The organism is Mucilaginibacter sp. RCC_168 (assembly GCF_041355315.1).
Classification (GTDB): Bacteria; Bacteroidota; Bacteroidia; order Sphingobacteriales; family Sphingobacteriaceae; genus Mucilaginibacter.
This window is the reverse complement of sequence record NZ_JBFUPN010000008.1, coordinates 79473-102450: the sequence shown is the minus strand read 5'-3', so window position 1 is coordinate 102450 and position 22978 is coordinate 79473. Positions and strand designations below refer to the sequence as shown.

Here is a 22978-nt window from a genome sequence, read left to right as displayed (position 1 = left end):
AGCATTTTTTACATAGGCCTAATCTTTTCGGGTTTTAATAATCAATGTTGGTGTTAAATTTACACTTAATAGTTCCTGAATAGGGTCAGGTACATCAAGTAGTTTAGAGAGGGACAATTAAATTTTAACTATTGCCTACAAACCCACGAAAAATATTTTGTTTTTTTAATTAGCCAGTATTATAAATCTTAGAAAGATATAATGACAGATTTTATTGTCAAAATGACAAATAAAGGGGAGACCCCCGTTTTAGCTATATCCAGCTATTGTTTTTAATAGCTGCCTTTGCCTGATATGATCATCGATGCCAATGACTCATCCCGGTTATATATATCCTTACGGAAGTTAAGTTTGTTGTTACGATCGGTAAAAGCTGTGAAATAAGCTATAAATACAGGCGTTTTACGTTTAAGGGTTATTTGCTGTTCCTTACCCTGGTGCATAGCTTTATTGATACGCTGAACGGTCCAGGTGGTGTCGTATTTTAACAAAAAAGAAGCCAGCTTCGCTGGTTCACCAACACGGATGCAGCCATGACTGAACGCCCTTGACGATTCCCCAAATAATGATTTTGATGGTGTGTCATGTAAATAAATGCTGTAGCTGTTGGGAAAAAGGAACTTAACCAACCCAAGAGAGTTTGCAGGTCCGGGCTTTTGTTTAATCACCGGTAAACCGTTCTCTTTCCCGGTAATGATCATGTTGTGCTCATTAACATAATTGCGATTCTTTTTCATCTCGGGCAACACCTCGTTACGGATAATGCTTTCGGGTAAATTCCAGTACGGACTAAAAACAACGTACTGCATTTCGCCATAAAATATCACCGTTTGATGTACTTTTTGCCCCACAACTACATTGCAACTCCATAACAAACTGTCGGCATGATAAACGTGAAGTTTAAACTCTGGTATGTTTACGGCCAGGTAATCGGTATTAAGGCTTACGGGCAGCCACCGGCAACGCTCCATATTAACCATGATCTGGCGCATCCTGGTTTTCAGCGGGACATTTAGCTCGGCTATGGTGCCAGCGCCGGCTATACCATCGGCAGTAAGGCCATGCCTCAGTTGAAATTGTTTAAAGGCATCTTTCAATTCATCGTCGTAAACATTGCTTGTGGTATCTCCTTTAAAATCTTCCAGTTTGTAAAGTCGCTTTTTGATTTGGGATATTACCAGGGTAGAGTCTCCGGGTTTTAACTTTTTACCGGGAATAATAGGCTGCCATTTATCAATTGTATCCAGGTGACGATATTTAGCCAGGTAGTTTTTTAAAAGATCATACTGGCGATAAACAGGTTCAGATAAAATACTTCCAGATTTGCCGGTTTTTTTCAGCAAACTATCCAGGTAATCATTGTATGATACTTTTTTACGCGGCAGGTACCAGTTAACAGCACGGGTTACCGAATCGCTCATGCCTTGAAAAGCCAATTTTGAAAAGACAAAATACTGCGCGGTGAGCATCAGTTCGGTGGTGATATTTGTTTTGGCTTTAGCTTGATTAGTTTTTGGATGTGCATCAAATACCAGCGAATCCAATGACTTTGGATAGGGGATAGCTTTGTATATACCTTCGTTTTGTAAATTGTTTAGCCTGTCGACCAGGTTACCCGCTTGTTCTATTAAGGTATTATTTACGTACCAGGCATAAGCAAACTTACGCTTGCTGTAAAACAGGTTAATATCTTTGGCATACGGATCAAAAGCAGGGTGTTTTTTTAAGAAGATACTTATTTGTGTGCTGTCAAAAACGGCCTTTGTTTGATCGCTGAAACTACCGGGAATGGTTTTATTCCATTCTTTTACGATCTTCTTTTTTACAGAATCTGCCTTTGATACCCGGTGTTTTGGATTTTGCCTGCAACTAAACAGAACAGAAATACCAGTGATTACCAGTAGAATATATTGTTTTATAGGCCTGTTTAGCATTGTTTTACTTTTTGACTGAAAGATAGAAAACAAAAGAGAAAAAAATAATTTATAAAATATATACTAATTATATAGACATTATAGTATATTTGAACTTCAGAACATTCAAAATCATGTCGGGCAGTAAATTTACCTTTAATACACACTCCTCTTTGCATCGTATCGATAGCAAAACTGTCATGTGTTGCTGTTGTTGAAGCGCGCATTTTTGCCTGCCTCCACTTATTCTATTCTCCTATTTTACTGATCTCATTATTTAACATACATTTTATGAACGCTTATCTGGTAAATCAATTAAACAAGCCCGTAATCCTCCGGCTATTGGTTGATTACCCCGTAGTTTACGGGTTGTGCAGTTGTTGATGCCGAGCTATCGCCGCGCAATCAAATACAATTCGTTTAATCTTTCATTCTGTTTAAAATGTTAACTACAAATAATAATACCAAATATCCATTTTTTGATCTTTCAGAGATCGTTGCTGATGCCGATCTTCCTTTTAAACCATACAAGCCTCTGAAACCGGTTAAAGCCGGTAACTATGTGCCGGATCTTAAATTATACAGTACCTACAGTAGGTGGCAGCAGTTTTTCAATGGCGCCGAAGTACATGGCCCTGTTTCATTAAGACATCTTTTAAACAAGCCCTTAGTGATCGCTTTTTATTCCCATCACTGGCGCGATCAGGGTTTTACATTGTTAAAGCAACTTAACCATATTCATAACGAGATAAAGGCCAGTGGCGGAAACCTGTTGATCATAAGCGATGAACGTACCGAAGATCTGGAAAAGAAAGCCTGGGAACATAGCTTTACCCTTAATTTTTATTACGATGAGGAAAAAGAACTGGCACAGGCTTTCAGAATATTTTCAAATGAAGACCCGGCTTGGAACAGATTTTCGGGGATAGATGTAAATGCGCCGCTTTTGGCCACTTATATTGTCGACTCCTCAAAACAAGTTATTTATAGTCATATCGATTTTGACTTCCTGGGTACATTTTCGGCAGATGATATTATTGCTTCGGTTTATGAATCAGCATTGATCAATCACAGCAGAAAATCTGCCTGATCATATTAAAATAGTAAAAGCTATGTCAAACGTGATTGATCCATTGCAAAAAATCAAGTCAAAAGTTCATCAGCAGGTACTTTCGGCTAACCAGGAATATGTAAAGCACTTTGGCAACAAAGGTGAGTTAACCATACCACCGGCTCGTCAGTTTGCCATTTTAACTTGTATGGACGCCCGGCTTGATCCGGCTCAGTATGCAGGTTTAGCCGAAGGTGACGCGCATGTAATTCGTAATGCAGGTGGCAGGGCCAGTGATGATGCCATTCGTTCATTGGTAATATCGCACAAGCTTTTAGGTACCAAAGAATGGTTTGTCATTCATCATACCGATTGTGGTATGGCTTTGTTTACCGATGATATTATCCGCGATCTGCTGGCCAAAAGCCTGAAAACTGCCACTGTTGATGAACACGGCTGGCGTAATACCGAAGAAAGCGGCGGATCAAATGAAGCACAACACATTGCCTTCCTGACCTTTAAAAACCTGGAGGCAAGTGTTACCGAAGATGTCCTACGCATCAGATATCATCCCCTGGTGGCAGGGAACATACCTATATATGGCTATATTTATGATGTACGTTCCGGCAAACTGATCGAGGTACCAGAGGCAACCCATGCCGGCGAGGTTTTAAATTGATTACCAAATACGACCAGATTTTTAAATTCATTGGGGTATCAACCTGTTTATTTAAATACCTTAGTATGTTTTTAAACATCTGCCGTATACATGAAGCTTGAAAAACGCGACTATGATGCCATAATTGTTGGCTCCGGGCCTAATGGTTTGGCCGCTGCTATATTATTACAACAAAACGGCTTGTCGGTATTATTGCTTGAAGGCAAAAAAGAAATAGGGGGAGGTCTTCGTTCTGCCGAACTTACTTTGCCCGGTTACCTGCATGATATCTGCTCGGCTATCCATCCAATGGCAGCAGCTTCACCGTTTTTTGAAACATTGCCACTGGAACAATACGGACTTGAATATATTTATCCCGAAATAGCGGCCGCACATCCATTTGATAATGGTACGGCCGCTATATTGACCAAATCAATTGAACAAACCGCAAGCTTATTAGGTGATGATGAGCAAGCTTATCTCAAGCTCATCAATCCTGTAGTAAAAAACTGGCCGCTCATAGCACCTGATGCTTTGGGTCCGCTGCATTTTCCCAAACATCCTTTAGCCATGGCCCAATTTGGTCTCGATGGTTTAACATCTGCAACTTTTCTGGAGAAACGGTTTAAAACACAAGCTGCAAAGGGCTTATTTGCCGGCATGGCTGCACATGCTATACAACCTTTAAGTAATTTAGCTACTTCGGCCATCGGATTGGTACTGATGGCGCAGGGACATTTAAAAGGCTGGCCTGTACCCAAAGGGGGATCAAAGGAAATAGCGAATGCCTTAGCTTCTTATTTTATTTCGATAGGAGGTAAAATAGAAACTGACCGCTATATTGAATCATTAAATCAACTTCCATCCGCGCATGCGGTATTGTTTGATATTACGCCCAGGCAACTCTTGAAAATAGCCGGGCATCAGTTTTCGTCCCTATACAAGTGGCAGTTGGAACGCTACCGCTATGGAATGGGCGTATTTAAGATAGACTGGGCCCTGGATGCTCCGATACCATTTAAAGCGGAACCCGTTAAACAGGCGGGTACTGTACACATTGGTAATACCTTTGAAGAAATAGCCGATGGTGAACAACGGATCTGGAAAGGTGAGCATCCTGAAAAACCGTTTGTATTGCTGGCGCAGCAAAGCCAATTTGATGCTTCGCGTACGCCCGAAGGTAAACATACAGCCTGGGCCTATTGCCACGTGCCCAACGGTTCTGCAAAAGATATGACTGCTATTATTGAGCAGCAGGTTGAGCGTTTCGCCCCAGGCTTTAGGGATACTATATTGGCCAAACATACTTTCAATACTGCGGAGATGGAGGAATATAACCCCAATTATATTGGTGGAGATATCAACGGTGGAGTTATAGATATCGGGCAACTGTTTACAAGGCCCGCGTTGCGTTGGTCGCCTTATAAAACATCAGCTAAAGGGCTTTACATATGCTCATCATCTACACCTCCGGGCGGCGGGGTACATGGCATGTGCGGTTATCATGCAGCAAAAAAGGCGTTGAGCGATATTTGGGGGATAAAGGTAAAAGATTTATAACACTTCCTCTATCTCTTTACGCGTCATTGCGAGGCACGAAGCAATTCCTAAACTTTACAGAGCAATTGTTAAAGTTGACCTGCCTGCGTAAAGATTGCTTCGTGCCTCGCAATGACGCGCGGATTCGAGATTTTAATATATGCTTAATTCAATTCTAAAGTCACTATTGATTTAGCAGGTAGTGTAATCACCAGTTTGTCACCATCTTTTTTAGCACCGGTAAAATTGCTCAGATGTATTTTGTTCGGATCGGCAAAGGTGTTGATATTGGTTACATTGGCCGAAGTTAAGATCTGGCCGCTTACTGCCGACCATTTGATATCCTGAAGACCGGTTGTAATGGTTATAGCGTGATGAATATCCAGGTTAACCAGCGAAATATGTACTTTACCGGCAGCATCCTGTGATGCTGACGCGTTTACAGCCGTTATCTTTTTGCCGTCTACCTCGTAATCAGGCACATCTAATTTTATAGGCAGGTATTTTGCATCCTGGTGAACTTTATACATATCAAATACATGATAGGTAGGGGTAAGCACTATTTTTTCTTTGTCGGTTAAAATAAGCGATTGTAAAACGTTAATGGTTTGTGCCAACGCGGCCATCTTAACACGATCGCTGTGGTTATTGAAAATATTTAGCGTAGTGCCTGCTATCAGCGCATCGCGAAGGCTGTTTTGCTGAAACAGAAAACCAGGATTTGTGCCGGGTTCAGCGTCCGTCCAAACACCCCATTCGTCAACTATTAAAGCCACTTTTTTCTCCGGATCGTATTTATCCATAATGGCCGAATGTTTGGTTACCAGCTCTTCCATTTTAATACAATTCACCATCGTGTTGAAATACTCACTTTCGCTGAATGATGTTGCGGAACCTTTTTTACCCCAGTTGCCTGTTGGAATAGTATAATAATGAAGAGACAGGCCGTACATCATGTGTTGTGGGATGTTTTTCATACATACTTCTGTCCACCTGTAATCATCGGCATTAGGACCGCTGGCAATTTTTTTAAGTCTCGCACCCGGATAATCCTTTGCAAAAGAAGCATAACGCTTAAACTGATCAACATAAAACTCAGGAGTCATGTTTCCGCCGCAACCCCAGCTCTCGTTACCAACGCCCCAAAAAGTAACCTTATAGGGTTCCGGATGGCCATTTTTGGCCCTTTCTTTTACTACAGTGCTGGTACTATTGGAGTTTAAGTATTCTATCCATTTTGACATTTCTTCAACCGTACCGCTGCCCACATTGCCTGCTACATAAGGTTCGCATTTCAATAAGCTGCAAAGCTCCAGAAATTCATGCGTGCCAAAGCTGTTGTCTTCGGTTGTGCCACCCCAGTTGGTATTCACCATACGTGGGCGTTGCGCCGTTGGGCCTATACCATCGCGCCAGTGGTATTCGTCGGCAAAGCAACCACCCGGCCAGCGCAGGTTGGGGATCTTTATTTTTTTCAAAGCTTCAACCACATCAAGTCTGATACGATCCTGTTTTTTTACCGGGAGATCTTTATCCACCCAAAAACCGCCGTATATCCCATGACCAAGGTGCTCTGCAAATTGTCCGTAGATGTTTTTATCAATGGTGGTTTTTGAATTAGTACTAATTGTAAGGGTGCCGGTTTGGCCAAAAGAAGTGGCCGAACCAAGGCAAAGTAACCAGGTAAATAAATTGGTAAGTGTTTTCTTTTTCATTGAATGGAGGTTTTGATATTGGAATTGTAAAGAAAAGAAAAAATATTAATAAGTGTTAAAACAACAACAATTAATTTAATAAAAATTATATTCGGTTAATTGGTTTTATTTTGTGTTAGCAAGACAATTAATAACGCCATTATTGCTTCACAAGTTTAGTAAAGTAATCTTCAAATGCAGCGCTATTATAGTTAGCGGCATTGGTGTGTTTAAATACCAGTTCGCCTTTTTTGTTAAATATCAACGTAGTGGGGATGGTTCCATCCATAATGTTTTCTGGTATGTTGTCTGCTAACGTGTAAACAGGCAATACATACTGATGCTTTTTCATAAACGCTTTGGCTTTTGTATAGTTATTGTCAACATCTGCCAGTATAAAAACCGCATTGGGATAGTTTTTATATCGCTTATAAAAATCGTTAAGATTGGGCATTTCCGCTATACAGGGCGGGCACCAGGTAGCCCATAAATTTACAAATATCACTTTACCCTTTAAACTATTTGTATTTAAAACATTTCCGCTGCTATCTCTGAAAGCAATATTAACAGGATCAGCCAAAGGCCTTTTCGATACCTGAACGGGGATCTCGGGTTTAAAAAAGCCAATGCCTATCAAACCTCTTATCAGTAAACTTTTAGCTGTTGGATTAACCAGCATAACAACGATAATAGCCGCCGATAGCAGATAGATAATATTGCCAAATGTTATTTTTTTCTTCTTTACCATGTCCAATCCAACAGTAAATCAATGCGGAAGTTTATCCCGTAGCAGTCCATAAACCCAGGTACCTGTAATAGCGCTGAGTAAGGTAACTATAATTACCGCGAAACCGCTGCCGATCTGGGCGAACAGCGGGCCCGGGCATGCACCGGTTATGGCCCAGCCCAGGCCAAATATCAAGCCACCATAAACATTACCCCAATGGAATTTCTTAACCGGGATAACAATCGCTTCACCAGATATAGTTTTTACCTGGAAACGCCTGATGAGCAAAACAGAGATAAGGCCTACTACAATGGCGCTGCCGATGATGCCATACATATGGAATGATTGTAACCGGAACATTTCCTGTATCCTGAACCAGGACACCACTTCTGATTTAACCAGTACAATGCCAAAAAGCATTCCGATGATGAGATATTTAATGTTACGCATCATTTATAAGCTGATAAGGTACGGTAAAATAAACCAGGTCATGGCAAAACCACCCGCCATAAAACAGCAAGTAGCCACTACAGATGGCCATTGTAAAGTTGATATGCCCATGATGGCGTGACCAGACGTACAACCGCCCGCATACCGGGTGCCGAAGCCTACCATAAAACCTCCGATAACTATAAAGATAAATCCTCTTAAAGTTAACAGCTGACTAAGGCTGAATACATCATGTGGCAGCAGGCCGCTAAAATCAGTAATGCCTTGCTGTTTGAGCAGGGTAGTGGTGTGCGGGTTAATTTGAACCGGGTGATTGCCCGATAAATATGATGTGGCTATAAAACCACCCAGCATAATACCGGCAACAAAAAACAGGTTCCAGCTTTCCTTTTTCCAGTCGTATTTAAAAAAGGAAATATTTGCCGGCAAACAAGCCGCGCAGATATGCCTTAATGATGATGATATACCAAATGCTTTATTGCCTGCTAATAAAAGAGCAGGAACCACAAGGCCGATCAAAGGGCCAGCCACATACCAGGGCCAGGGTTGTTTTAAAATATCCATATTGATACCTGATAACTATATTATGGTAAAGATATTTATTGTGTGAGCAATACACTACTGCCTAATGATTTATTCATTTTTTATTTGTTTTTATCAACCGTATCAATATATTTACAATTCATTATATCCTATTAATTGTCTCTTTCTGGTGAAAAGGTTTGTAGCCATATTATTACTGAATGTGCATCTGTTCAATCTGGGCGGATATAATTTGGTATTTAAGTACTTAATTCATCAATCAGAAGTTCAGATAGTTAAACAGATCTACGAAAATAAGGTAGATGCCACCAAGCTTGTTGAAATAAAACTCCCTGTTCATTTACCAAATATCCATGACTGGAACGATTATGTAGTTGACCATGGTCAGCTGCAATTAAAGGGGGTTTACTATAACTATTTAAGATACAAGGTAACCCGCGATACCATGTCGTTCATTTGTATAGCCAATAGTGTGAAAACCCGCCTGGTAACTGCCAATTTAATTATAGCTAAAGAATTCTGCGATGTACCTCTGAGTAAAAAGGGGCACGAAGCGCCGATTAAAAAAGTAAGTTTCGGTAACGAGTATAGTTGCCAAATGATGCATTACCGGTTTTTAACGTTTTCAATTACGCTTAAAACCACTATGAACCCTATATTCTACCATTTGAGTTCACCCTTCATTGAATCCCCAGGCAAGCCTCCAAACTTCACTTGCTGATCACAACCCTTAAATGATGCTGTGTAATGACTTTGCATGCTTTATTTTAAAGCTGCAAGGGTGTTTAATTACTTCCTAAACTAATGTTGGGTCGTATTTGGAATATACCTCAGTCACTTGTAAGCATAATTTATGGATTGATTGTCTTTGGTATTGCTGATTGGTTATAAAAACCGGTTATGAATACCCATTCGCCGGGTTATGGCCCGGTTACAGATTGATTTATTAGCCTCACCCTAATTAATTATATATGATAGAAAATTTATCAAAACTTTTCTGCAGATGCTGTTTAATTATAGCCTTTTGCCTTGTTTTATTGCCCTTTGCCAGGGCGCAAACCGATGCTGACGCCTTGATGATCCCCAAGAATTATTTTTGCGCCGCCGGTGTATATACCCATAGCAGTTGGGATCATTACTGGGAAGGCACATTTAAGCGCGACAATCTTAATCTGGGTACAGTAAGTACCAATGTGTACAGCCTGGGTGGCAATTATGGTTTATCAAACCGTATCAATTTATTATTTATGGTTCCCTATGTTACCACCAATGCTACCGCGGGTACATTAAGGGGCGAACATAATTTTCAGGACCTTACAGCATCTATCAAATGGATGGCCATAAAAGAAGAAATTGGCAAGGGTTTATTCAGCCTTCATGGTATTTTATCCGGATCGATACCGTTAAGTAATTATGAAGCTGATTATTTACCCTTATCTATCGGACTTCATAGTAAAAATGTGGCTTTGCGTGCTTTATTGAACTACCAGACAGGCCGGTTCTTTGTCGCCGGGGCCGGTCAGTATATCCGTCGGAGCAATATTAAGATTGATAGGAATTCTTATTATACTACCGAGCTGCATTATACCAACGAGGTGGAGATGCCCAATATGACCAACTTCCTGGTAAGTTCGGGCTATAGAAGTTTAAAGTTCAATGCCGAAGCCGTATTAACCAAAGTAACTACACTTGGCGGTTTTGATATCCGTAAAAACGATATGCCTTTCCCCAGTAACAAAATGAACTCAACACTGGCCGGAGTGATATTAAAATACAGCCTTCAATCCATTAGCGGACTGGAGTTTACCGCCGGAGGGAATTACGTTTTAAGTGGCCGTAACGTTGGACAAACCCGTACATTTTACGGCGGGGTATATTACGTTTTCAGTACCATAAAACAGAAATAGGAAGGTAAATATTTAATGACGATCAACATGAAAAAAACATTACGCTATATAGTCCCGATCCTGTTTTCAGGTTTTGCTTTTTTAAGCTCCTGTAAAAAGGATATTACCGATCGTACTTCATTGTACCCTGCATTAGCACCGGCCAATATCGACTTGAATGCTGATACATGGAAACCGGTACTCGTTACTGATTTTAGCGCATTGAGTGTAGCTGCTCCTGATGCATTAACTTCACCGGCATACGTTGCTGATATTAACGAGATCAAAGCGCTGCAACGCAGTTTGACCGATGATCAAAAAGCGAGCATCAAATACTGGAGCGCGGGTTCGGTTTTGAGATGGAACGAAATTTTACGCGAACTGGTAGCAAAACACAACGTGGCTCCCTATCAAAACCCCGATGGTACTTATCCGGCTCCCAATTCAGCTAATCCTTTTAATTATCCGGAATTCCCATTCTCCAACCCGCCGTATGCAGCAAGGGCTTATGCTTACGTTAGCGCAAGTCAGTATGATGCGTTAATTGCCGCCTGGCATTTTAAAAATGTGTACAAGCGTACCGCGCCATATAAAAACGATACGGGAATAAAACCACTGGTACCTACATCCGATCTGCCCTCGTATCCCAGCGAAGATGCTGTTGTAGCGGGTACTACTGTAGAGATGATGAAACTGTTATTCCCGACAGAGATCGCCTATATACAGCAAAAAGCTGATGAAGAAAAACTATACCGTATTATGGCAGGGGCAAACACCCGCGGCGAACTTAATGCCGGCGAGGCATTGGGCAAACAGGTAGCCGCCATATTTGCTAACCGGGCACGTAATGATCGTGCAGGCAAGGCTATCGGTACACCAGCTATCTGGAAAGGTTATGAAACCGCGGCCACCGCCAAAGGCGAACAATTCTGGATAAGCCTGGAAACACCAAAAAGGCCTCCCATGTTGCCGCTGTTTTCAAAGGTACTGCCGTTTTTGTTTGATACGCTTACAGTAGTTGCGTTAAGACCGCCTCCTCCTTACTTAACCAACTCGCCGGAGTTTAAGAAAGAGACTGAAGAGGTGTTGGCCTTTAGTAAAGACCATTCCCGTGATCATGAAACACAGGTGGCTTTTTGGGCCGATGGTATTGGTACATATACTCCCCCTGGCCATTGGGATGCCATTGCCGCAGATGAGTTTGTAAAGCAAAACTATAGCGAAATACGCTGGGCTCGCAATTTCGCATTGCTGAACATGGCCGAAATGGATGCCGCTATTGTATGCTGGGATACCAAATATTTTTATTTTAACCAGCGCCCGTCGCAGGCTAATCCGGATATTAAAACGCTGACAGGGGTACCTAATTTCCCGGCGTATACCTCTGGTCACTCCAATTTTAGCGCGGCAGCGGCAGCAGTATTAACCTATTTGCTGCCAGATAGGGGTACCAAATTTACCGATCTGGCACATGATGCCGCCATGTCGCGGTTGTATGGGGCCATACATTACCGCAGCGATTGTGAGATCGGTTTGCAAACCGGTGCCAAAGTTGGTCAGTACGCGGTTCTGAGAGGAAAAACAGATGGAGCAGATAAATAGAGTAAGGATTTGAGGAACAAGGAGCAAGGATTTTAAGAGTATATATTCATCCAAAAATCTTTGTTCTTTGATCCAGAAGAAAATAAGAAAGTATGTTACGTTTAACCACCGATCAAAAAATTTATTTCACGTTAAGACTGGCCTGTGCTATGTGTTTTATAGGGCATGGCGCATTTGGCATTATCACCAAGCAAATATGGTGTAACTATTTCGCGGTGATGGGGATTGGGCATAATGAAGCTTATCGCTTAATGCCGGTTGTGGGTTCCATTGATATTTTGATGGGGATATCCATATTGGTTTACCCCACACGTGCCGCTGCAGGCTGGCTGGTGATATGGGGGATTATTACTGCCTCTTTCCGACCCTTATCAGGAGAACCTTTTGCTGAGTTTATTGAACGTGCAGGTAATTTTGGCGCTCCGCTGGTATTGTTAATGCTGCAAGGTGGTATAAGGATACCCTTAAAGCAATGGTTTGCCCGCATGAATGATCGGGTAGTAATTGAGCCAACCATGTTAAAATCAGTGATAGGCAGCTTAAGGGTAATAGCATTTTTATTACTATTAGGCCATGGCTGGTTAAACCTGATACAAAAAACCGGATTGCTGAAACAGTATCAATCCCTGGGTTTTAATGAGCCGGCTAAAACCGCGTTGATCGCGGGGGCTTTTGAAATATTTGCAGCTGTATCTATACTCATTCGTCCGTTTAAAAACTTATTACTCGTATTTATCATTTGGAAAATAGCAAGCGAACTGTTTTATCCTCATTACGAAATTTTTGAATGGATAGAGCGGGGCGGCAGCTATGGTGTGCTGCTGGCTTTATGGCTCGCGCTAAAAAAAGCACCGTCGGGTTTTATCGTGTTCCCCTGGAAAAACACCAAAGATTTGAGATTTAGTTGATTAATAAAAAATCCTGTATGAGAGCAGGTGAAAGCCAGGTATGAGAGCCTGGCTTTCTTAAACAAATTATCATAACCCAATTTAACTTATAAATATATGAAACTAACATTACGCTTACTTTTCTCTATCGCTTTTTACATGCTTTTTACTAATACACAAGCAAATGCGCAAGGCTGCGTAGCCATCCGCAGCACGGGTGGTTTGTGTACCATGGATGAACATCCCGACAGTACCAACACCAACAGCAGCTGGCTGCTAAACAGCAATAACCGCTATTTCAGATCATATAAGCACTTTGTTGGTACTCAGGAGCAAAAACAACGTATTGCCCAACACACCAATGTGATCAATCATTCCTACACCCAGGATATTACCCTTACCCGCATTTTCAATAACCGCTGGTCATTCGCGGTTGATCTGCCCATATTGGATAACAGCCGGTCGTCATTATATGAGCACGGTGGTAAAGAGCGCTTGAGCACCCATTCATTTGGCTTGGGCGATATCCGCTTAACGGCTTATGCCTGGCTGCTTAATCCGGCCAAAGCCCGTAAAGGAAATATCCAGGTTGGCCTGGGCCTTAAACTACCCACTGGCAACTACAATTACCAGGATTATTTTTACCACACTGCTGCTAATGACGCCAAAACTCTGGGCCCTGTCGATCAATCGATACAACTGGGTGATGGCGGCACAGGCATCACTACCGAGATTAACGCTTATTATAATTTTACCCATCAGTTTGGTTTGTATGGTGGCTTTTATTACCTCATTAGTCCGCGCGAGCAAAATGGAGTCTCATCGGCCCGCGGCGGTACGCCAAGCGCCAAGGCTGTGGCTAACGGAAGCGACATCATGAGCGTACCGGATCAATTAATGATCAGGGGAGGTGCCAGCTATGGCGTTGGTAAGTTTGATTTTTCGGGCGGTGTGCGTTACGAATGTTTGCCGGTAAAAGATCTGGTAGGCGGCAGCAATGGTTTCAGAAGGCCGGGTTACATCATCTCTGCTGAGCCGGGTGTTACTTATCGCCTCAAAGCATTATCTATATACGCCTTTGTTCCGGTGGCCTTAAAACGTGATCGTACGCAAAGTGTGCCGGATAAGATCAGTACGCAGCTAACAGGAACCTATACCCAGGGCGATGCCGCCTTTGCCGATTATGCTATTAACATTGGCGTTACCTTTAAATTTAAATAGAATACCATATAGTTGATTAATTTGGAGCCGGGAGTGAGATCCCCGGCTTTTTTGTTGCTAATTATTGCCTAAACTTTATAATTTTACCGGTATGAACACTCCCGAAGAAAACTTCGCGGCACTTGGTTTAAACCTGCCGCCCGCACCAAAACCGCTTGGCGTTTATAAGCCTTGTTTAGTTGATGGCAAATATCTCTACCTGTCGGGCCACGGCACTGTGCAGGATGATGGTACCCTGATCATTGGCCGTATAGGTGATACCATTTCGCAGGAAGACGGCAAACTGGCAGCCCGCCAGGTTGGTTTAGCCATGCTGGCTACCATTAAGGCCAATATCGGCAGTCTTGATAAGGTAAAAAGAGTGATCAAGGTATTGGGTATGGTGAATTGTACCTCTGATTTTGAAAAACACCCATTTATCATCAACGGCGCCAGTGAGCTTTTTGCCAAGGTATGGGGCGAAGAAAATGGCATAGGTGTACGCAGTGCCGTAGGCATGGGCTCCTTACCTGATAATATCCCAGTTGAAATAGAGGCATTGTTTGAATTATTTTAGTGAATGGAGAGTGGTGAATAGTGAGTTGAAACCACAATAAAGGTCAGGCATGGTAATTAATCAATAATCATGATAATCTTAAATCCAGGTTCAGACAAAAGCTAAAAACTCATCATTCATTACTCACCACTAACTACTAACCATTCACCACTCATGACTCAGAACTGGTACACCATTGATGATATAGAGAAGCTGGATACCCCGGCTTTGGTGGTTTATCCGGATAGGGTAAAGGCTAATATCGAACTGCTTAAAACCATGATCGATGATGTGGCCCGGTTGCGCCCGCATGTAAAAACGTACAAGAATAAAGAGGTTACCCTATTACTGATGGAAGCGGGTATCCGGAAATTCAAATGCGCTACCATTGCCGAAGCGGAACTGCTGGCCATATGCAAAGCGCCTGATGTACTGCTGGCCTATCAGCCGGTTGGCCCGAAGCTTTATCGCTTTATAAAGCTTATACACGCCTACCCGGCAACTAAATTCTCCTGCCTGGTTGATAATACTGCCGCGGCGAATGAAATATCCGGGGTTGCTCAAAAATACAAGCTGTGTGTTGATGTTTATCTCGATATTAATGTAGGCATGAACCGCACCGGTATAAAAGCCGGTTTTGAGGCTCTGCAGTTATATATGGATTGTGCCGTATTATCGGGATTGAACCCGGTAGGTTTGCATGCCTATGATGGTCATATCCATGATACGGATCTGGCTACGCGTACCGAACGCTGCAATGCCAGTTTTGAACCGGTTTTAAAGCTACAGCAGGATATAACAAACCGTGGCTATGCCAAGCCCGTAATCGTTGCCGGCGGGTCGCCTACTTTTCCTATCCATGCTAAAAGAGAGGTGGTGGAATGTAGTCCCGGTACTTTTGTTTATTGGGACAAAGGCTATCAGCTGGGTATGGCCGAACAAGGTTTTTTACCCGCCGCGCTGGTTATTTCCAGGGTAATATCGCTGCCCGGTGCTACGAAGCTTTGTCTGGATGTTGGGCATAAATCCGTATCTGCCGAAAATGAACTAAGCAAACGCATCTATTTTTTAAATGCGCCCGAACTGGTGCCTGTAGGCCAGAGCGAAGAGCATTTGGTGGTAGAGGCCGGCGAAGAGCATGCTTACCAGATAGGCGATGTATTGTACGGTATCCCACACCATATATGCCCAACCGTAGCTTTATATGAGCGCGCTTATACTATTGAAAATAATGTACTTAAAGACGAATGGCTCAATGCCGCCCGCGACAGAAAAATAACGATCTGATATGTTTATAATTGATGCCCATTTGGACCTGAGCATGAACGCGCTCGAGTGGAACCGAGACCTTACCCGTCCGCTGGCCGAAGTTAACCAACGTGAACAAGGTCTTACCGATAAGCCCGACCGTGCTAAAGCTGTTGTTACTTTACCCGAGTTGCGTAAAGGCAATATCGGCTTAGTGGTTGCTACGCAGATAGGACGTTATGTTGCCCCCGATAACCCCTTGCCCGGCTGGCATTCGCCCGAGCAGGCCTGGGCGCAAACACAAGGGCAGGTAGCCTGGTACAAAGCAATGGAAGACGCCGGCGAAATGGTACAGGTAAATGATCTGCCATCGCTGGAGAAACACCTGCAGCTTTGGAACGATAATCAATCCACAGAAAATAAGCCCATAGGTTATATATTGAGCCTGGAAGGTGCCGATTCCATTGTTACCGTGCAGCATCTGGAACGTGCTTATAATTATGGCCTCCGTGCTGTAGGCCCAGCCCATTACGGCCCGGGACGTTACGCACAAGGTACCGATGCTACAGGCTACATGGGATCTAAAGGGCATGAGTTACTCAAAGAAATGGAGCGCCTTAACATCATCCTGGATGCTACGCATTTGTGCGATGATAGTTTTTGGGAAGCTCTTGACCATTTTAATGGTCATGTTTGGGCAAGCCATAATAACTGTCGTGCATTGGTGAACCATAACCGCCAATATAGCGACGAAATGATCAAAGCGCTGATCGATCGTGGAGCGGTGATTGGTGCCGCGTTGGATGCCTGGATGATGGTACCCAACTGGGTGAGGGGGCAATCTACCCCTAAAGGTATGAATTGTAACCTGGAAGTAATGGTTGATCATATCGATCACATCTGCCAGATTGCCGGCAATGCCCTGCATATAGGTATGGGGTCTGACCTCGACGGCGCTTTTGGTCGCGAACAATGCCCTTACGACCTGGAAACCATTGCCGATTTGCAAAAAGTACCCGCTTTGCTTAAAAAACGAGGTTATACCGATCAGGACATCGAAAACATGATGCACGGAAACTGGCTAAGGTTTTTAAGGAATGCCTGGGCGTAAAAATCTCAAAGATGGTTCCCCACGGGAGGGGTGCGGTTGTCTGTGTTGTGGTAGGGAGGGGTTTCTTGAACTGTTGCCTTACTTATAGCAGAGTCGACTTACCCCAACATCGCTCCGCTTGTTGGCCCTCTCTTCGCCTACGGCGGAAAGAAGGCGGTGAAATACTATTTTTTACCTTCTCATCGAGATAAAAGAAAAATTCCCTCTTTCCGGCGAAGCCGAAGAGAGGGTGCCCGAGCGAAGCAACGGGCGGGTGAGTCTAATCATCGCCCTGATAATAGCATGCGGGCTTTTCTTCATTCCCATGTAAAACAAACCATCCAATTATATTATCTTTCCTTAAATAAGTCTAATTTGCAAACACTTGCTTTAAAAAGGCATGGTCATCTATCATGAATGCAGAACAATCGAGGTTAAAAGATACCAGTTGGAAAAAATGGGGCCCTTATGTAAGTGATCGTCAGTGGGGTACTGTACGTGAAGATTATAGCGCCAATGGCGATGCCTGGAGTTTTATTACGCATGATATGGCCCGCAGCAAAGCCTATCGCTGGGGCGAAGAGGGTATAGCCGGCATATGCGACAGGCAGCAGAACCTCTGTTTTGCCATAGCCCTTTGGAACAAAAAAGACCCCATCATTAAGGAACGCTATTTCGGGCTCAGTAACCCGGAAGGAAACCATGGTGAAGATGTAAAAGAGATCTATTATTACCTGGATAGCACACCCACGCATTCATACATGAAAGCGCTGTACAAATATCCGCAACAGGCTTTTCCGTATGAATGGCTTGTGGCCGAAAACAAACGCCGTACCCGTAAAGATCCGGAGTTTGAACTCATCGACACCGGGGTGTTTGACAACGACGCTTATTTTGATGTGTTTACCGAATATGCCAAAAACGCGCAGGAAGATATCCTGATCAAGATAACCATTCACAACCGCGGCGATCAAGACGCGTCTTTAAATGTAATGCCCACTTTATGGTTCCGCAATACCTGGAGTTGGGGTTATAATGATTATAAACCCTTTTTGGCAGCCAATGGAACAGGCAGAATAGAAGTATCGCACAAAGACCTTGACAAGCTTTGGTTGCATACCGAAGGTTCACCTGAACTGTTATTTTGCGATAACGAGACAAATAGTGACCGGCTTTATAATTACGATAACGGCATCAAATACCATAAGGACGGTATCAATGATCATATTATACACGGTGCTGATACCGTTAATCCCCGTAATATCGGGACTAAGGCAGCGGTTAATTATGATATTACAGTAGCCGCAAAACAGAGCGTTACTATACGGCTCCGTTTATCGCCCGATGCCAATTATAGTTTTGAAGATTTTGACCAGATATTTACTACCCGAATTACTGAGGCCGATCAGTTTTATAACGATATATACAGCAACAAAGCCGATACCGATCGCAGTTTGATACAAAGACAGGCCTTTGCCGGTATGATGTGGAATAAACAATTTTACTATTGTGATATACGCCACTGGCTCCGCGGCGATCCTGCACAACCAGCGCCGCCCCCGCAACGCAAGGATGCCCGTAACAGCAAGTGGATGCATCTGAATACCCGCGATGTGATATCCATGCCCGATAAATGGGAATATCCCTGGTTTGCCGCCTGGGATTTGGCGTTCCACTGCCTGGCGCTGGCCCGTATTGACATGGCCTTTGCCAAAAATCAGCTCATATTGCTTACCCGCGACTGGTATATGCACCCGAACGGGCAGCTACCGGCCTATGAGTGGGATTTTGGCGATGGTAATCCACCGGTGCATGCTATGGTAGCCTGGAGCATTTACAAAACCGATAAGGAAGCCAATAATGGCAAAGGGGATACCTATTTCCTGGAGCGGATATTTCATAAGCTGATGCTCAATTTTACCTGGTGGGTAAACCGTAAGGACGCATCGGGCAATAACGTGTTTGAAGGTGGTTTTTTAGGTTTGGATAATATTGGTGTTTTTGACCGTAACATGCACCTGCCCAGTGGTCAGCATCTGGAACAGGCCGATGGGACCAGCTGGATGGCCATGTACTCGCTTAACTTACTCCGTATAGCTACAGAACTGGCCGCGGATGATAATGCTTATGCCGATATCGCCTCCAAGTTTTTTGAGCACTTTATTTATATAGTAGGTGCCATGTCAAACCTCGGCGAAAACAATGAAGGGCTTTGGGATGATGAAGATGGCTTTTTTTACGATCAGATCAGCTTTCCGGATGATGGCTCCATCAAAATGAAGGTGCGTAGTATAGTAGGGCTTATCCCGCTGTTTGCGACCGAAGTATTGAACGAAAGCGATATTACCGATAGTCCTATATTTCGTGACAGGATGAAATGGTTTGCCGAGAACCGGCCCGACCTGGCCTCGCTGGTTTCGCGCTGGAATGAGAAAAGCGCCAATGGCAAACACCTCATCAGCCTGTTGCGTGGTTTCCGGATGAAATCCATCCTGAAATATATGCTCGATGAAAAGGAGTTCCTGAGCGATTTCGGAATCCGCTCGCTTTCCAAATATCATCTGGATAAGCCATTTCATGTGGCTGTAAACGGAGTTGATTTTGGCATTGGCTATACGCCTGCCGAAAGCGACAGTGGTTTGTTTGGCGGCAACAGCAATTGGCGTGGCCCTATCTGGATACCCATCAACTACCTGATCATTGATAGCCTGCACCGTTTTTACGAGTATTATGGCGATGATTTTAAAGTAGAATGCCCTACAGGCTCAGGTAATTATATGAGTCTTAAAGAGGTGGCCAATGAGCTTTACCGCCGGGTATCCAAACTGTTTTTACGCGATGAGAACGGTAACCGCCCGGTATTTGGCCAGTACCACAAAATGCAAACTGATCCGAATTTTAAAGATTATATCCTTTTTTATGAATATTTTGACGGTGACAACGGTCGCGGGGCAGGAGCATCTCACCAAACCGGCTGGACGGGGTTGATAGCTAATTGTCTGTATATGTAATGATGCATATCGTTAATCCGACAAATTTTTTGTATATTTATTTCAATAGCAGCCCGGTTCTCTTTAAGAAAGAGAACCGGGCTGTTTGGTTAAAAAGAAAACAAGACCAAAAACTGACCGGTTGGTATATCGTTGATTGCTAATCAAATAATTAAATACTTTTTAAATCTTTCAAAACCCAGCAAAAATTTGTTAAAAAGTGTTAAAATGGTCTTAAAGTTTAGTTAAATAGGCCAAAAGTGATACGTTTTGCTCTGTTTCGGGCTAAAAATTGTTAAAATTTAAGGTTTAAAAAGTTTTTGATCATGGTTTTTTGCCACGAAAATTTGCAATAGCCGGTGAAAAATGATCGCCAAATAATTTATTGTGTAATAAAGACACAATAAAGTTTAATTCGACATAAAAATTATTTAGTTTTACTGTACCACTTACAAAAACTAAAAATTATCAGCATGAATTACAACAGGCGAAAGTTTATCCAAAGCGCTGGGGCACTGGCTCTTGGCACCATGGCGCTGTCCAGCAAAGCAGGTACATTGTTCAACAATGTAAAAGGCGAACACGCTATTGGTTTACAATTATTTACATTCTTTGGAGTTATTGACGAAGATGTAAAAGGGACCCTCACCAAAATAGCCGGTTTAGGCTATAAAGAGCTGGAATCGGCTTTTAGCAAAAAAGGCGGTTACTATGGCATGAGCCCAAAAGAGTTCAAAGCTATGGTGAATGACCTGGGTATGGCCTGGACATCACACCACGTACTTGGAGCGCCGTTTAAAATGCCTCCGGGAGCTAAAATGCCTGTAGGGGCAGATGGTAAACCCCTTGTGATACCCCCCATGAAAAACCTGCGGGATGATATGCAGCAACTGGTTGACGATGCCGCAGAAGGCGGAATCAAATATTTGGTTTGCGCCAATTCGCCTACAGGTACGCTGGAAGAAATCAAATCGACCATCGATGTACTGAACAAAACAGGGGAGGCTGCTAAAAAAGTCGGGATACAATTCGCTTATCATAACCACGATATGGAATTTCATCAAGTTGATGGTAAAGTGCCTTATGATCTGCTACTTAGCGAAACCGACGCCAAGAATGTAAAAATGGAACTCGACCTGGCCTGGGCTATAAAAGGCGGCAAAAATCCGGTTGAAATGTTTAAACAACATCCCGGTCGTTTCCCGCTATGGCACGTTAAGGATCTGGATGCGAAGCGTGAAACTATATTACCTGTAGGCAGCGGAACCATTGATTTTAAACCCATTTTCGCAGCGGCAGCATCAGCAGGCATGAAACATTTCTTTGTGGAGCATGATATGCCCAAAGACCCGTTGGCCAGTATAACCAACAGTATCGGTTATCTGAAAAACACGCTGAAGGTGTAATGATTCATTAGTTCAGTTGCTCATTAGTTCATTGGTCTTAAATTTGGTATTAGCATTTCTCCTTTTAAGCTGTTTACTAATGAACCAATGAGCAAGTGAACTAATGAGCTACTTAACAATTCCATAATATACTGTCATTTTGATTTAACAGCGGCTTTAAGTATCTTAAAGCCGCATTAAATCAAAAAATATGGCAGCACCCCCGGCAGAACAGTTAAAGAGAGTATTAAAACCTGTTCACCTATGGGCAATAGCTGTGGGGCTCGTCATATCTGGTGAGTATTTTGGCTGGAATTTGGGTTGGGCAGTATCAGGAACTATAGGTTTTTTGATAGCTACCCTGGTGGTTACCGTAATGTATATCACCTTCATTTTTAGCTATACAGAGCTTACCACTTCTATTCCGCATGCGGGTGGCGCTTTTGCCTATGCTTATCGGGCTATAGGCCCTATTGGCGGGTTGATTGCCGGCTATGCAACCCTGATTGATTTTTTACTGGCATCTCCGGCTATAGCTATTTCGTTGGGGAGTTACCTGCATTTTTTATACCCGGCTATACCTATTATGCAGTCGGCTATGCTATTTAATGTGGCATTTATCATACTGAATATATCGGGTGTAAAGGAATCTGCCACATTTTCGGTATTCATTACCATACTGGCCGTAGCCGAGCTATTGCTGTATATGGGTATTGTATCGCCCCACTTTAAAATGGAGAATTATTTGAGCAACCCGATGCCTTTTGGTTGGGCTGGCGTATTTGCTGCATTGCCCTTCGCGGTTTGGTTTTACCTGGCCATTGAAGGTGTGGCCATGGTTGCCGAAGAGGTTAAAGAGCCTAAAAAGAACATCCCAAGAGGTTATATATCAGCATTGGCTACATTAGTAGCATTAGCCCTGGGAGTCATGATATTAACGGGGGGGATAACTGATTGGCGAAAATTGAGCAACCTGGATTATCCATTGCCTGAAGCTATTGGTATTGTTTTAGGCAAAGCAAGTGGACTTACTAAAATATTTGCCAGTATTGGCTTGTTTGGGCTCATTGCTTCGTTGCATGGTACTATATTGGCTTCGTCTAGGCAGGTATTTGCTATGGCTCGCAGCGGATATCTTCCCCGGAGACTGGCCGTAATCAACCACAGGTTTAAAACGCCGCACTGGGCGCTTATTGCCGGTGGGGTAGTGAGCTTTATAGCCATTTACAGCGGCACTACAGCTCAGATCATCGTGCTATCGGTACTTGGTGCCATTGTAATGTATTTGATGAGTATGGTGAGCCTTTTTATCCTGCGTAAAAAGGAACCAAACCTTGAGCGACCATTTGCTTCGCCGTTTTACCCGGTGTTTCCGGCAACGGCTCTGATTATATCCACGGTATGCCTGTTCGCTATCATCTGGTTTAATTTGGAGGTGAGCGGTATATTCTTTGCCGGTTTGGGTGTGGTGATTGTGGTTTTTATAGGGATGGGAAAGCATAAAATAGCGTTGACCGACGAAATGATGATGGCGCCTGAATTTACAGAAGTGAGATAGA

19 protein-coding genes are annotated in these 22978 nt (G+C 43.2%); 14 read left to right on the top strand and 5 right to left on the bottom strand.

The window, feature by feature from the left end:
• Positions 1 to 272 precede the first annotated feature (272 nt).
• Positions 273 to 1934, bottom strand: coding sequence for a murein L,D-transpeptidase (locus AB6735_RS09085; RefSeq protein ID WP_370995614.1), 1662 nt, complete (start codon positions 1932 to 1934; stop codon positions 273 to 275).
• Positions 1935 to 2355: 421 nt separating this feature from the next.
• Here AB6735_RS09085 and AB6735_RS09080 point away from each other — a divergent pair, with 421 nt between their 5' ends.
• The 3 genes from AB6735_RS09080 (at position 2356) to AB6735_RS09070 (ending at position 5182) form a co-directional block, all read left to right on the top strand.
• Positions 2356 to 3003, top strand: a complete 648-nt coding sequence (locus tag AB6735_RS09080; protein WP_370995613.1) for a redoxin domain-containing protein — start codon at positions 2356 to 2358, stop codon at positions 3001 to 3003.
• A 22-nt stretch (positions 3004 to 3025) separates the two neighbouring features.
• Complete coding sequence (locus AB6735_RS09075) at positions 3026 to 3643, top strand: beta-class carbonic anhydrase (protein WP_370995612.1); 618 nt, start codon at positions 3026 to 3028, stop codon at positions 3641 to 3643.
• Between the two features lie 90 nt (positions 3644 to 3733).
• On the top strand, positions 3734 to 5182 hold the full coding sequence (locus AB6735_RS09070) for a phytoene desaturase family protein (RefSeq protein ID WP_370995611.1): 1449 nt from the start codon (positions 3734 to 3736) through the stop codon (positions 5180 to 5182).
• Positions 5183 to 5325: 143 nt separating this feature from the next.
• Here the strand turns inward: AB6735_RS09070 and AB6735_RS09065 are convergent, their stop codons facing one another.
• The 4 genes from AB6735_RS09065 to AB6735_RS09050 form a co-directional block, all read right to left on the bottom strand.
• Entirely contained in the window at positions 5326 to 6876 is a 1551-nt protein-coding gene (locus tag AB6735_RS09065; RefSeq protein ID WP_370995610.1) for an alpha-N-arabinofuranosidase, read from the bottom strand.
• 139 nt (positions 6877 to 7015) lie between these two features.
• Positions 7016 to 7603, bottom strand: coding sequence for a TlpA family protein disulfide reductase (locus tag AB6735_RS09060; protein WP_370995609.1), 588 nt, complete (start codon positions 7601 to 7603; stop codon positions 7016 to 7018).
• Between the two features lie 18 nt (positions 7604 to 7621).
• The gene (locus AB6735_RS09055; RefSeq protein ID WP_370995608.1) at positions 7622 to 8035 is read right to left on the bottom strand and encodes a DUF6691 family protein; all 414 of its coding nucleotides are present in this window, start codon (positions 8033 to 8035) and stop codon (positions 7622 to 7624) included.
• Positions 8036 to 8596, bottom strand: coding sequence for a YeeE/YedE family protein (locus tag AB6735_RS09050; RefSeq protein WP_370995607.1), 561 nt, complete (start codon positions 8594 to 8596; stop codon positions 8036 to 8038). It lies immediately after the preceding gene.
• 148 nt (positions 8597 to 8744) lie between these two features.
• Here AB6735_RS09050 and AB6735_RS09045 point away from each other — a divergent pair, with 148 nt between their 5' ends.
• The 11 genes from AB6735_RS09045 (at position 8745) to eat (ending at position 22977) form a co-directional block, all read left to right on the top strand.
• The gene (locus AB6735_RS09045) at positions 8745 to 9296 is read left to right on the top strand and encodes a hypothetical protein (protein ID WP_370995606.1); all 552 of its coding nucleotides are present in this window, start codon (positions 8745 to 8747) and stop codon (positions 9294 to 9296) included.
• A 250-nt stretch (positions 9297 to 9546) separates the two neighbouring features.
• Complete coding sequence (locus AB6735_RS09040; RefSeq protein WP_370995605.1) at positions 9547 to 10482, top strand: hypothetical protein; 936 nt, start codon at positions 9547 to 9549, stop codon at positions 10480 to 10482.
• Positions 10483 to 10509: 27 nt separating this feature from the next.
• Positions 10510 to 12063: a phosphatase PAP2 family protein gene (locus AB6735_RS09035; protein ID WP_370995604.1), complete on the top strand. Its 1554-nt coding sequence runs from the start codon at positions 10510 to 10512 to the stop codon at positions 12061 to 12063.
• A gap of 92 nt (positions 12064 to 12155) precedes the next feature.
• Positions 12156 to 12971, top strand: a complete 816-nt coding sequence (locus AB6735_RS09030; RefSeq protein WP_370995603.1) for a hypothetical protein — start codon at positions 12156 to 12158, stop codon at positions 12969 to 12971.
• A gap of 96 nt (positions 12972 to 13067) precedes the next feature.
• Positions 13068 to 14171, top strand: coding sequence for a hypothetical protein (locus AB6735_RS09025; protein ID WP_370995602.1), 1104 nt, complete (start codon positions 13068 to 13070; stop codon positions 14169 to 14171).
• 91 nt (positions 14172 to 14262) lie between these two features.
• Positions 14263 to 14727 carry a RidA family protein gene (locus AB6735_RS09020; protein WP_370995601.1) on the top strand — a complete coding sequence of 155 codons (465 nt, stop codon included), beginning with the start codon at positions 14263 to 14265 and terminating at the stop codon, positions 14725 to 14727.
• A 153-nt stretch (positions 14728 to 14880) separates the two neighbouring features.
• Positions 14881 to 15993, top strand: a complete 1113-nt coding sequence (locus AB6735_RS09015) for a D-TA family PLP-dependent enzyme (protein WP_370995600.1) — start codon at positions 14881 to 14883, stop codon at positions 15991 to 15993.
• Position 15994: 1 nt separating this feature from the next.
• Complete coding sequence (locus AB6735_RS09010) at positions 15995 to 17065, top strand: dipeptidase (RefSeq protein ID WP_370995599.1); 1071 nt, start codon at positions 15995 to 15997, stop codon at positions 17063 to 17065.
• 392 nt (positions 17066 to 17457) lie between these two features.
• A complete protein-coding gene (locus AB6735_RS09005) occupies positions 17458 to 20055 on the top strand; it encodes a glucosidase (RefSeq protein WP_370995598.1) in 2598 nt (865 codons plus the stop codon).
• A gap of 452 nt (positions 20056 to 20507) precedes the next feature.
• Positions 20508 to 21440, top strand: a complete 933-nt coding sequence (locus AB6735_RS09000; RefSeq protein ID WP_370995597.1) for a sugar phosphate isomerase/epimerase family protein — start codon at positions 20508 to 20510, stop codon at positions 21438 to 21440.
• Between the two features lie 190 nt (positions 21441 to 21630).
• Positions 21631 to 22977 (top strand): ethanolamine permease, encoded by a 1347-nt coding sequence (gene eat / locus AB6735_RS08995; protein ID WP_370995596.1) that lies wholly within the window; start codon positions 21631 to 21633, stop codon positions 22975 to 22977.
• Position 22978: the final 1 nt, after the last annotated feature.